10 protein-coding genes and 1 tRNA gene are annotated in these 12766 nt (G+C 70.1%); 9 read left to right on the top strand and 2 right to left on the bottom strand.

Going from position 1 to position 12766, the window contains the following annotated elements:
- Positions 1–62: 62 nt before the first annotated feature.
- Both IE118_RS19240 and IE118_RS19235 read right to left on the bottom strand, forming a co-directional pair.
- A complete protein-coding gene (locus IE118_RS19240) occupies positions 63–749 on the bottom strand; it encodes an HNH endonuclease (RefSeq protein WP_189559199.1) in 687 nt (228 codons plus the stop codon).
- A 315-nt stretch (positions 750–1064) separates the two neighbouring features.
- A tRNA-Arg gene (locus IE118_RS19235) sits at positions 1065–1136 on the bottom strand.
- 114 nt (positions 1137–1250) lie between these two features.
- Here IE118_RS19235 and IE118_RS19230 point away from each other — a divergent pair.
- The 9 genes from IE118_RS19230 to rpmE all read left to right on the top strand — a co-directional run bounded on the left by IE118_RS19230 (position 1251) and on the right by rpmE (position 12738).
- The gene (locus tag IE118_RS19230) at positions 1251–1733 is read left to right on the top strand and encodes a response regulator (protein ID WP_189559416.1); all 483 of its coding nucleotides are present in this window, start codon (positions 1251–1253) and stop codon (positions 1731–1733) included.
- An 88-nt stretch (positions 1734–1821) separates the two neighbouring features.
- Entirely contained in the window at positions 1822–2928 is a 1107-nt protein-coding gene (gene nrtL, locus IE118_RS19225; RefSeq protein ID WP_189559198.1) for an ArgS-related anticodon-binding protein NrtL, read from the top strand.
- Between the two features lie 17 nt (positions 2929–2945).
- Entirely contained in the window at positions 2946–4337 is a 1392-nt protein-coding gene (gene lysA, locus IE118_RS19220; protein WP_189559197.1) for a diaminopimelate decarboxylase, read from the top strand.
- A 193-nt stretch (positions 4338–4530) separates the two neighbouring features.
- On the top strand, positions 4531–5823 hold the full coding sequence (locus IE118_RS19215; RefSeq protein ID WP_189559196.1) for a homoserine dehydrogenase: 1293 nt from the start codon (positions 4531–4533) through the stop codon (positions 5821–5823).
- Positions 5824–5829: 6 nt separating this feature from the next.
- Positions 5830–6888 carry a threonine synthase gene (thrC, locus tag IE118_RS19210; protein ID WP_189559195.1) on the top strand — a complete coding sequence of 353 codons (1059 nt, stop codon included), beginning with the start codon at positions 5830–5832 and terminating at the stop codon, positions 6886–6888.
- 589 nt (positions 6889–7477) lie between these two features.
- The gene (gene thrB, locus IE118_RS19205) at positions 7478–8395 is read left to right on the top strand and encodes a homoserine kinase (protein ID WP_189559194.1); all 918 of its coding nucleotides are present in this window, start codon (positions 7478–7480) and stop codon (positions 8393–8395) included.
- A gap of 420 nt (positions 8396–8815) precedes the next feature.
- Positions 8816–10888: a transcription termination factor Rho gene (rho, locus tag IE118_RS19200; protein WP_189559193.1), complete on the top strand. Its 2073-nt coding sequence runs from the start codon at positions 8816–8818 to the stop codon at positions 10886–10888.
- Positions 10889–11225: 337 nt separating this feature from the next.
- A complete protein-coding gene (locus IE118_RS19195) occupies positions 11226–12332 on the top strand; it encodes an LCP family protein (protein ID WP_189559192.1) in 1107 nt (368 codons plus the stop codon).
- 184 nt (positions 12333–12516) lie between these two features.
- Positions 12517–12738, top strand: coding sequence for a 50S ribosomal protein L31 (gene rpmE, locus IE118_RS19190; protein WP_030042685.1), 222 nt, complete (start codon positions 12517–12519; stop codon positions 12736–12738).
- Positions 12739–12766: the final 28 nt, after the last annotated feature.

The following is a 12766-nucleotide window of genomic DNA, read 5'->3' as shown; positions in this document are numbered from 1 at the left end:
CTACATGCAGTGCAGAACGGAAGGCCTCTGGAATCCCAGGGGCCTTCCGTCTTTTTATAGCTTCACCAATCCGGTACGTCCATTTGCCCGCAGGTTAGGCACCTGTTCCCGTTCCATGGACCGTAAGATGAGCAGTGGGGGCATTGCCAACTAATATGCTTACCTGTAACCCCGCCTGTCTTCCCGTCCGCCACAAAAGCTACGTCTGCGGAGAGGGGGGTAATGGAATTCCAGCGCTTGGGGTCGTAAAGTCCGGATAGTGCCGGGTGTACTCGTGCGAGCAGGGACTCGGAGGCCTGCTTTAGTTTCCCCTGAATGAAGTCTGCGGCGGCCTTCAGTTGCTCGATATCATCAGACGCCATGATCATTGCGAGCGCTTTTTCTGTGTCGCGCTTTTTGGCGAACGCGGCAGCTTTCTTGCGTACTTTTGGAGCTAGTTTTTGTGCCTTGTTCAGCAGTTCGGTGATGGCTGGGGCGAGTGTGGGTATCCTTCGACCTTTGCCTGAGTTGCAGGGTCCGCAGCTTGGTGCCAGATTTTCGATCGCATATAGATCGTAATCGGAGGGGAGGCCGTGTCTTGTGAGCGCCTCACGTCGCTTTTCTTTATTCTCGGGTGATGCTAGGTGTTTGGGGATTAGGTGCTCTACTTCGTAGTCGGACCAGAAAAGGGGGAGGTTGCACCAAACGCACTTTCCTCCCCAAAGATCATAAAGTGCCCATCTCTCCGCATAGCTAATTTCATAAGGCATGCCGGGATGGTAGTGGATTATGTATCTGCGGAGAACCGTTACTGTGTGCGGCAACCTTGTTAGCCCGCTTCATTGCGGGTGACTGGTAGGAGTGGCAGGGTCGCCCCTTGTGTGGCGTGAGGTCAGCGTCAGGCCCTTGCGCGGTCCTTCTCGTCTGCTGGGCTTGACCTGCGGATACGTATCAAGATCCTGTCCACGAATAGTCCACAGGCCCCGACATACGGCCGCTCCGGGCGGCACATGCCTGCACATACGCGAAGACCCCGTTCTCAGCGTTTCCGCTGGTGACGGGGTCTTTGGGCACCTCATGCAGGGTGCCCCCGGCAGGATTCGAACCTGCGCACACGGCTCCGGAGGCCGTTGCTCTATCCCCTGAGCTACGGGGGCGTGTCATCCACGTGGTGATCGCGGCGACGGGTAGAACACTACCAGTTCCCGCGGGGTGGTCAGGAACCGTTTTCGCAGGAGGGCGGGGCGGGGCGACGCCCGGTCGGGGTGGAAGTGGGGAAACGCCGGACGCGGTGGCCGGTCCCGACCTACTCTCGAGTGGTGCCAGGCGCATCGGGCCGGGTTCTTGTTGTGGACGACAACAAGGTCATCCGGCAGTTGATCAGGGTCAACCTCGAGCTGGAGGGCATCGAGGTCGTGACCGCGGCCGATGGTGCCGAGTGTCTGGAAGTCGTTCATCAGGTGCGGCCCGACCTCGTCACCCTGGATGTGGTCATGCCGCGGCTGGACGGGCTGAGGACCGCCGGGCGGCTCCGTTCCGATCCGCGTACGCGTGACCTTCCGCTCGTCATCGTCAGTGCGTGCAGTCAGTACGAGGTGGACAGCGGGCTCGACGTCGGGGTGGACGCTTTTCTCGCGAAGCCCTTCGATCCTCAGGAACTTGTGCGGCTGGTGAGAGGGTTGATCGTGGATCCTCTCGGGCGGGCTCGCGGGACGGGTGACGCCGAGCCCGCGACGGGGCATGCCGGAGGGTGAAGGCGGGGGTGTCCGAGGGCGTCCACATCACGGGATGGCGGCTTAACCGGTTCGCCTACCCACCCCCCTCCTCCCCTACGCTTGTCCCGTGACCCCCGTCGAGCTCTCCCGCACCGTGCTGCACGCGGTGCGCCGTGCCGTCGAGGAGGGGGAGCTGAGCGTGGCCGTGCCCGAGCGGGTGCGGGTCGCGCCTCCGGGGCCCGGAGGGTGCGGGGACTACGCCACCAACGTCGCCCTGCAGCTGGCCCGTCCGGCCGGGCAGCCGGCGCTGAGGGTCGCCGAGGTGCTGCGAGCACGCCTCATGGGTGCCGGTGGGATCAGTGAGGTCGTGGTCACCGGGCCCGGGTTCATCAACTTCCGGGTGGGGGGCACCGCTCCCGGTGAGCTCGTGCGCGAGATCCTGCGGCGCGGGGAGCGGTACGGGCACGGGGCCTCCCTCGCCGGGCGGGACGGCGGTGTCGTACGTCTGCGTGCCGCCCGTGACGTGCGGGCCGTCGTGCACGGTGATGTGCTGGCGCGGCTCCTGCGGTCGCAGGGGGCGAGTGTGCAGGTCAGTTGCGTGGGGCCACTCGAGGAAGGGTGGCGAGGTCTTCTGGGGGTGCGGTTCGACCTCCCTGACACTGACGGGCACCCCGGCGCCGACCACCTCAGCCACATCGACCGCCACAAGGACATCGAAGTCCGCCCTCTCCCCGCCCCCGCCGACCCCCTCCCCCTCGGTCGTGATGCCGCCCGCTGGGCGCTGCTGTGGCCCGCGCCGCACGACCGGCCACGGATCGGGGAGGAGCACCTGGTGCAGCGGGAGAGTAATCCGTTGTTCCGGGTGCGGTACGCGCACGCCCGCTGCCGGGGGCTGGTGCGGAACGCCGCCGATCTGGGGTTCGGGCCCGAGCCGGGGGCGGTGGAACCACGAGAGGCGCAGGAGCCGCAGGAGACGCAGGTGCTGCTCCGGGCGCTCGCCGACCATCCCCGTGTTCTCGCGGCCGCCGCCGCCCATCACGCACCCGACCGGCTCGCCCGGCACCTGGTGGCCGTCGCCGATGCCGTGCTGCCGTTGTTTCCCGCGGTCCTGCCGATGGGGGAGGAGAAACCCTCGGCCGCCCACCGCGCCCGGCTCGCCCTCGCCGTAGCCGCCGGGACGGTGCTGGCCGGTGGCCTGTCCCTGCTCGGCATCGACGCACCCGACCACCTCTGAGAGAGCCCAGAGACATCATGAGCCGTTCCGCACACCCCGCCGGGCCCCGTCACGCCGACGTCCTCCCCGAGGGGCACTACTCCGCGCCGCCCGCCGACCTCAACGCCCTCGACCCCAAGGTGTGGGCGCAGACCGTGCGGCGGGACGAGCACGGTGTGCTCACCGTCGGCGGGATCGACGTCAAGCAGCTCGCCGAGGAGTTCGGCACGCCCGCCTACTTCCTCGACGAGGACGACTTCCGGGCCCGGGCGCGGGCCTGGCGCACCGCGTTCGGGGACGACGCGGACGTGTTCTACGCCGGGAAGGCGTTCCTGTCGCGGGCCGTCGTGCGGTGGCTGCACGAAGAGGGGCTGAACCTGGACGTGTGCTCGGGCGGGGAGCTGGCCACCGCGCTGTCGGCGGGGATGCCCGCCGAGCGGATCGCCTTCCACGGCAACAACAAGTCGACGGGTGAGATCCGGCGGGCCGTCGAGGCCGGGGTCGGGCGGATCGTGCTCGACTCGTTCCAGGAGATCGTGCGGGTCGCGCACATCGCCCAGGAGCTGGGCCGGCGGCAGCGGGTGCAGATCCGCATCACGGTGGGCGTCGAGGCCCACACGCACGAGTTCATCGCCACCGCCCACGAGGACCAGAAGTTCGGTATCCCGCTGGCGGGAGGTCAGGCCGCCGAAGCCGTGCGACGTGCCCTGCAGCTGGACGGGCTCGAGCTCATCGGGATCCATTCGCACATCGGGTCGCAGATCTTCGACATGTCGGGGTTCGAGGTCGCCGCGCACCGCGTGGTGGGGCTGCTCAGGGAGATCCGTGACAAGCACGGGGTCGAACTGCCCGAGATCGACCTCGGGGGCGGCCTCGGCATCGCCTACACCAGCGACGACGATCCGCGGGAGCCGCACGAGATCGCCAAGGCGCTGACCGAGATCGTCACCCGGGAGTGCGAGTCCGCCCGGCTCCGCACGCCGCGGATCTCCGTGGAGCCGGGGCGTGCGATCGTCGGGCCCACCGCCTTCACGCTCTACGAGGTCGGTACCGTCAAGCCGCTCGACGGGCTGCGGACGTACGTCTCCGTCGACGGCGGGATGTCGGACAACATCCGCACCGCGCTGTACGACGCCGAGTACAGCGTCTCCCTCGTGTCCCGTCCGTCGGACGCCGAACCGGTGCTGTGCCGGGTCGTCGGCAAGCACTGCGAGAGCGGTGACATCGTGGTGAAGGACGCCTTCCTGCCGGGGGACCTGGCGCCGGGTGACCTCCTCGCGGTGCCGGCGACCGGGGCGTACTGCCGGTCGATGGCGAGCAACTACAACCATGTGCTGCGGCCGCCCGTGGTGGCCGTCCGTGACGGCGAGGCGCGGGTCATCGTCCGGCGGGAGACCGAGGAGGACCTGCTCCGGCTCGACGTCGGGTGAGGAACGGCGGCAGGCGTCGGAATGACGGCGCCGGGACACGGCGGCCGTGGGCCGTGAGCGACCGGAGGAAGATCTCCGGCCTTCCCGGTCACGGAAATGAAATAGATGTCTCACGATCCGGACATAACGCAGAAAGTTGCGTCCGGTGAGTGAGACTGGTGCAACCGAGACGGTAATCAGGAAACGAGGTCGGATGATGCGTACGCGTCCGCTGAAGGTGGCGCTGCTGGGCTGTGGTGTGGTCGGCTCAGAGGTGGCGCGCATCATGACGACGCACGCCGACGACCTCGCCGCCCGGATCGGGGCTCCGGTGGAGCTGGCGGGCGTGGCCGTGCGGCGGCCCGACAAGGTGCGCGAGGGCATCGACCCCGCCCTGGTGACGACCGACGCCACCGCCCTCGTCAAACGCGGCGACCTCGACATCGTCGTGGAGGTCATCGGCGGGATCGAGCCCGCCCGGACCCTCATCGGCACCGCCTTCGAGCACGGCGCCTCCGTCGTCTCCGCCAACAAGGCGCTGCTCGCCCAGGACGGCGCCGCCCTGCACGCCGCCGCCGAGCAGCACGGCAAGGACCTCTACTACGAGGCCGCCGTCGCCGGTGCCATCCCGCTGATCCGCCCGCTGCGCGAGTCGCTCGCCGGCGACAAGGTCAACCGGGTGCTCGGCATCGTCAACGGCACCACCAACTTCATCCTCGACAAGATGGACACCACCGGCGCCGGCTACCAGGAGGCCCTCGACGAGGCCACCGCGCTCGGGTACGCCGAGGCCGACCCCACCGCCGACGTCGAGGGCTTCGACGCCGCCGCCAAGGCCGCCATCCTCGCCGGGATCGCCTTCCACACGCGGGTGCGCCTCGACGACGTCCACCGCGAGGGCATGACCGAGGTCACCGCCGCCGACTTCGCCTCCGCCAAGGAGATGGGCTGCACCATCAAACTGCTCGCCATCTGCGAGCGGGCCGGCGACGGGGCGTCCGTCACCGCGCGGGTGCACCCGGCGATGATCCCGCTCAGCCACCCGCTGGCCTCGGTGCGGGGCGCCTACAACGCCGTCTTCGTCGAGTCCGACGCCTCCGGGCAGCTGATGTTCTACGGCCCCGGCGCGGGCGGCGCGCCGACCGCCTCCGCCGTGCTGGGCGACCTGGTCGCCGTGGGCCGCAACCGGATCAACGGCACCACCGGGCCCGGCGAGTCCGCGTACGCGGCGCTGCCCGTCTCGCCGATGGGCGAGGTCGTCACGCGCTACCACATCAGCCTCGACGTGGCCGACAAACCGGGTGTTCTCGCCCAGGTCGCCACCGTGTTCGCGGAGCACGGGGTCTCGATCGATACGGTTCGCCAGCAGGGCAAGGACGGCGAGGCGTCCCTCGTCGTCGTCACGCACCGTGCGTCCGACGCGGCCCTCGGGGGGACCGTCGAGACGTTGCGCAAGCTCGACACCGTGCGTGGTGTCGCCAGCATCATGCGGGTTGAAGGGGAGTAACGAGCAATGACCCACCAGTGGCGCGGAATCATCGAGGAGTACCGGGACCGGCTGCCGGTATCCGACACCACGCCGGTCGTGACGCTTCGGGAGGGCGGTACGCCGCTCGTGCCCGCGCAGGTGCTCTCCGAGCGCACGGGCTGCGAGGTGCACCTCAAGGTCGAGGGGGCGAACCCCACCGGGTCCTTCAAGGACCGCGGCATGACCATGGCCATCTCCAAGGCCAAGGAGGAGGGCGCCAAGGCCGTCATCTGCGCCTCCACCGGCAACACCTCCGCCTCCGCCGCCGCGTACGGCGTGCGCGCCGGCATGGTCTCCGCCGTGCTCGTGCCGCAGGGCAAGATCGCGCTCGGCAAGATGGGCCAGGCGCTGGTGCACGGCGCGAAGATCCTCCAGGTCGACGGCAACTTCGACGACTGCCTCACGCTGGCCCGCGCGCTGAGCGACAACTACCCCGTGGCGCTGGTCAATTCGGTCAACCCGGTGCGTATCGAGGGGCAGAAGACCGCCGCCTTCGAGATCGTGGACATGCTGGGCGACGCGCCCGACATCCACGTCCTGCCGGTGGGTAACGCGGGCAACATCACCGCGTACTGGAAGGGGTACCAGGAGTACGCCGCGGACGGGGTCAGCACGAGGAGGCCGCGCATGTGGGGCTTCCAGGCCTCCGGCAGCGCGCCGATCGTGCGCGGCGAGGTCGTCAAGGACCCGTCGACCATCGCCACCGCCATCCGCATCGGCAACCCCGCCTCCTGGGACCGCGCGCTCGCCGCGCGGGACGAGTCCGGCGGTGCCATCGACGAGGTGACGGACCGTGAGATCCTGCGCGCCTACCGGCTGTTGGCCTCGCAGGAGGGTGTCTTCGTCGAGCCCGCGTCCGCCGCTTCCGTCGCCGGTCTGCTGAAGGCCGCCGAGCAGGGCAAGGTCGACCCGGGGCAGCGGATCGTGTGCACGGTCACCGGCAACGGCCTGAAGGACCCCGACTGGGCCGTCGCCGGCGCCCCGCAGCCGGTCACCGTCCCCGTGGACGCCGCGACCGCCGCCGAGCGGCTCGGCCTCGCCTGAGTCCGGAGGCGGTCCGCACCGGGCCGCCGTCCGATTCCGGCCACTGTCCGATTCGGGCCGCGATTCCTTCGGGTCGCCATCCGGTCCGGGTCATGATCCCTACGGGGTCGCGGCCCGGGCGACCGCGGACCCGTGCCGCGCAGGTTCGCGTGCGTGCGGCGATGGGCGCCCCGGCCCGCAGCCGCGCGGGTGCCGTTCCGCGCTCCGCCCGGCGGTCGAAAGGCGCTCGGAAGGCGCTCGAAAGGCGCCCGGAACACCGGAACCGGCACGGCCGGCGTAAGGGCGGCACCAGCGGGGAAAGCCGAGTACAGGGGGTGCACAGGGGGCTCTCGACACGCACCATGCGCCTCCCGTGCGCCCTATGTCGCCAGTCAACCTGTCTTCGATAGGCTGTACTGAACCCGCCCGCCGCATATGCCGCGGCAGTGCGTCGTCCCCACGGTCCGGAACGCGGGCGGGGACGGCCCGGGAAGCGGCCGGCCAGCCCGGTCGGCGGCGGCCCCAGGGTTCTCGTACGTCATCGAATGTCCATCGAATGTCCGTCGAGCGTCGTTCGACAGTCACGCAGCTCAAGGAGAGTCTTCGAGCGATGGCCGGTCCCGCCTTCCGCGCCGCCGCCGTCCGGGTGCGCGTCCCCGCCACCAGCGCCAACCTCGGCCCGGGCTTCGACGCCTTCGGCCTGTCGCTGGGGCTGTACGACGACGTGGTCGTCCGGGTGGCCGACTCCGGGCTGCACATCGACATCGCCGGCGAGGGCAGCGAGACCCTCCCGCGGGACGAGCGCCACCTCCTCGTACGGTCCCTGCGCACCGCGTTCGACCTGCTCGGCGGACAGCCGCGCGGCCTCGAGATCGTGTGCGCCAACCGCATCCCGCACGGGCGTGGCCTGGGCTCCTCCTCGGCCGCCATCTGCGCCGGGATCGTCGCCGCCCGCGCCGTGACGATAGGCGCCGACGCCAAGCTCGACGACACCGCGCTGCTCGAACTGGCCACCGAGATCGAGGGCCACCCCGACAACGTCGCCGCCTGCCTGCTGGGCGGATTCACCCTGTCCTGGATGGAGCGCGGAGCAGCCCGCGCGATCAGGATGGATCCCGCCGATTCCATCGTTCCGGTGGTTTTCGTGCCCGGGAAGCCGGTCCTCACCGAGACCGCGCGCGGACTGCTCCCGCGCACCGTGCCGCACGTCGACGCCGCCACCAACGCGGGCCGTGCCGCCCTGCTCGTCGAGGCCCTGACCAGGCGCCCCGAGCTGCTGCTGCCCGCCACCGAGGACCGACTGCACCAGGAGTACCGCGCCCCGGCCATGCCCGAGAGCGCCGCCCTGGTGGAGCGGCTGCGCGGGGACGGCGTCCCCGCGGTGATCTCCGGCGCCGGACCCACCGTGATGGCGCTGGCGGACGCGGAGACGGCCGACAAGGTCGAAGCACTGGCCGGCAACGACTGGGCCGCCAACCGGCTCGGTCTCGACGTCCAGGGAGCGAGCGTGCTTCCGCTCGCCACCTGACACACGGTTGCCGGATTTCGAGAGGGGGAATGTTTGTTGGATCCGGTAGTGTTAACCTCAAGTCTGCACCCGACCCCACCATGGCGAGGTGCCTCGTGTCCCCGTCCGGGACAGACATTCTTCCGGGAGCTCCCCAAGCCGCACTGTGTTCACTGCTACGTACGCGGGCAGTACGTCGTACGCGGACGCTGAACGGCCCGACGGTGGGGGCACCCCCTCTGGGGGAGCTTCGGAACCGGTGCGACCACGCCACGTGACACACGGTGTCACGGCTCGGGGGAGCGCCATCACCAGATATTTCTTCCGCCGCTGAGGCGGACAACCGCCCCGGCACAGTTCACACCAAGCGGACCGATGCCGGACAGCACAACCGGTCGCCGAGCCAGACAGGCCGACGCCCGCTCCAGGGAAGGACCCTTCGTGAGCGACACCACCGATCTGATGGGCGCACGTGTCGAGGAGACCGCTGCCGCGCCCGCCACGGACGCTTCCGCGCCTGCCACCGGTGCCGGCTCCCGGCGGCGCCGCGGTACCGGCCTCGAGGGCATGGTGCTGGCCGAGCTTCAGCAGGTCGCATCCGGCCTCGGCATCAGGGGCACCGCGCGCATGCGCAAGAGCCAGCTGATCGAGGTCATCAAGGAGGCGCAGGCCGCCGGAGGGAACGCTTCCTCCGCAGCGGCCCCGGCCAAGGCCGAGTCCGCCGCCGAGACCAAGCCCAAGCGCCGCACCACCTCCCGGACCCGTACGGGTGAGGCCGCCGAGAAGAAGGCCGACACCACGGCCGAGCAGGCCCCCGCCGACAAGGCCGCGGCCCAGCAGCAGATCGACATCCCCGGCCAGCCCTCGCCGAAGGCCTCCGCCGAGCAGGCCGACGAGGCCGCTCCCGCCGAGCGCCGCCGCCGTCGCGCCACCGCCGACGCCGGAGCCCCCGCCGCGGCCGAGACGATCACCGCCGAGGCGAAGACCGACAGCAAGGCCGAGACGCCCGCCCAGCAGCAGTCGCAGCAGGGCGAGGGCAAGTCCGACCACGACGGCGGCGAGGGCCGCCGCCGCGACCGCCGTGAGCGTGGCCGCGACCGCGACCGCGGGGAGCGCGGCGACCGTGGTGACCGTGGTGACCGTGGTGACCGTGGCGATCGCGGTGACCGTGGCGACCGTCGCGGCAAGGGTGACGACCAGCAGAACCAGGGCGGCCAGGGCCGCCAGCAGAACCAGCAGGGTGGCGGCGGCCGTCAGCAGGACGACGGCTACGACGACGACGGAGGCGGCCGTCGCGGCCGTCGCGGCCGCTACCGCGACCGCCGTGGCCGCCGGGGCCGCGACGAGGTGCAGGAGCCGCAGATCAACGAGGACGACGTCCTGATCCCCGTCGCGGGCATCCTGGACATCCTCGACAACTACGCGTTCATCCGGACCTCCGGCTACCTGCCCGGCCCGAACGACGTGTACGTCTCCCTCGCCCAGGTCCGCAAGAACGGCCTGCGCAAGGGTGACCACATCACCGGCGCCGTGCGCCAGCCCAAGGAAGGCGAGCGGCGCGAGAAGTTCAACGCGCTGGTCCGCCTCGACTCCGTCAACGGCATGGCGCCCGAACACGGCCGCGGCCGCCCGGAGTTCAACAAGCTCACCCCGCTGTACCCGCAGGACCGGCTCCGCCTGGAGACCGACCCGGGCGTGCTGACCACGCGGATCATCGACCTCGTGTCGCCGATCGGCAAGGGCCAGCGCGGACTGATCGTGGCCCCGCCGAAGACCGGCAAGACCATGATCATGCAGGCGATCGCCAACGCGATCACCCACAACAACCCCGAGTGCCACCTGATGGTCGTCCTGGTCGACGAGCGTCCGGAAGAGGTCACCGACATGCAGCGGTCGGTCAAGGGCGAGGTCATCTCCTCGACCTTCGACCGCCCGGCCGAGGACCACACCACGGTCGCCGAGCTCGCCATCGAGCGCGCCAAGCGCCTGGTTGAGCTGGGCCACGACGTCGTCGTGCTGCTCGACTCGATCACGCGTCTGGGCCGTGCGTACAACCTCGCCGCCCCGGCCTCCGGCCGCATCCTGTCCGGTGGTGTCGACTCGACGGCCCTGTACCCGCCGAAGCGCTTCTTCGGCGCGGCCCGCAACATCGAGGACGGCGGCTCGCTGACCATCCTCGCCACCGCCCTGGTGGACACCGGGTCCCGCATGGACGAGGTCATCTTCGAGGAGTTCAAGGGCACCGGCAACGCCGAGCTCAAGCTCGACCGGAAGCTCGCCGACAAGCGCATCTTCCCCGCGGTGGACGTCGACGCGTCCGGTACCCGCAAGGAGGAGATCCTGCTCGCCCCCGACGAGCTCGCCATCGTCTGGAAGCTGCGCCGGGTGCTGCACGCCCTCGACCAGCAGCAGGCGGTCGAACTGCTCCTCGACAAGATGAAGCAGACCAAGTCGAACGCCGAGTTCCTGATGCAGATCCAGAAGACGACCCCGGCGCCGGGCAACGGCGACTGACGTCCCGCCGTCCGCCAGGACGTTTCCGCGAGAGGCCGCTTCCGTGCAGGAGGCGGCCTTTCGCGTGCGGCGAGACGTTCACCACACGGATCACGGCGGCCACCGGAGCCCCACGATGCCCCGAGGACGCGGAAACCGCAGGTCGGAGGGGCCGTCGCCGTCCCGGAGGCGATGCGGGACGCACGGGTGCCCACCGGCGGGGCACAGGCCGCCGTGCAACCCTGCGCCGGGTTCCCCCGTCTGTTCCGACGCGGGACGATGGTGGCATACGGGCCTTTGACGGCCATGTCTGGCACCGGAGGCAGGGGGTACTGTCCGTAGACGATCCGAGGAGCACATGTCTGCCGAGAGCACAGCCGGTACGCGCCGTGGGGGCAAGGGGCGCCGCCGCAGGGAGCGGGAGAAGCGGCACAGGGGCTGGAAGGTCGTGGCCTGGACCGCGGCGGGCATCGTCGTCCTGGGAGGGACCGGCGCCGGGTTCGTGTACTTCAAGCTCAACGGGAACATCGAGAGCGTCGACATCGACCAGGCCCTCGGCACCGACCGGCCCGAGAAGGCGGACGACGGATCCGAGAACATCCTCGTCCTCGGCTCCGACACCCGTGCCGACGGCAACCAGGACCTCGGCGGCGGCTCCGACGACGGCACCGCCCGCTCCGACACCGCGATGATCGTGCACGTCCACGAGGGCCACAAGAAGGCCAGCGTCGTCTCCATACCGCGCGACACCCTCGTCGACCGCCCCGCGTGCACCGACGCCGACGGCGGCGACCACCCGGCGGCCCGCGGCGTGATGTTCAACTCCGCCTACGCGACCGGCGGGGCGGCCTGCGCGGTGAAGACCGTCGAGTCCCTCTCCGACCTGCGCATGGACCACTACCTGGAGGTCGACTTCACCGGCTTCCGCAAGCTCGTCGACGAACTCGGCGGCGTCGAGGTCACCACCACCGAGGCCATCAAGGACCCCGACAGCCACCTCGACCTCCCGGCCGGCACCCACCGCCTCGACGGCGAACAGGCCCTCGGCCTGGTCCGCACCCGGCACGGCGTCGGCGACGGCTCCGACCTGGGCCGCATCCAGCTCCAGCAGGCCTTCGTCAAGGCCCTGGTCAGGCAGGTCAAGGAGGTCGGCGTCTTCACCAGCCCGAAGAAGCTGTACGACCTCGCCGACTCCGCCACCAAGGCCGTCACCACCGATTCCGGCCTCGGCTCGGTGAACTCCCTGATGTCCTTCGCGAACGGCCTGAAGGGCGTCGGCCCCGCCGACCTGAACATGGTCACCCTGCCCGTGGTCTACGACCCCGCGAACGCCAACCGGGTCCTCATCGACCGGACCAAGGTCCAGCAGGTGTGGGACGCACTGGGGAACGACCGGCCGATCCCGGCCACGGCCACCGAGGGAACGGCCACCGGAGAGGCGAAGGACGTGGTGAGCGCGTCGTGAGGGGAGCGGGGCCGTGCCGGCCGGAGTCCCCCGCCGGGCCCCGCCGGGTCCGTGGGGAACAAATGACGGAAGCCCCCGGTTTGGGGAGAGGACGCCACTCCTGGCAGACTGGTACGTCGGCCCCGGTTCACGCTCCCGCACCGAGTGGAAGCGACCCGGCGCCCTCCCGAACCTAGGAGACACCTTGAAGCGCGACATCCACCCCGAGTACGTCGAGACGCAGGTCAGCTGCACCTGTGGCGCGTCGTTCACCACCCGCAGCACGATCGACAGTGGCACCATCCGTGCCGAGGTCTGCTCCGAGTGCCACCCGTTCTACACGGGCAAGCAGAAGATCCTCGACACCGGTGGCCGTGTGGCCCGCTTCGAGGCCCGCTTCGGCAAGGCCGCCGGCTCCAAGAAGTAGCGAGCCCCCAATCGCCGGTCCACGGCCC

Origin of the sequence: Streptomyces pilosus, from assembly GCF_014649835.1 — a bacterium.
GTDB lineage: Bacteria > Actinomycetota > Actinomycetes > Streptomycetales > Streptomycetaceae > Streptomyces > Streptomyces pilosus.
Note: the sequence above shows the minus strand (reverse complement) of the source record. Positions and strands in the feature narration are given on the sequence as shown.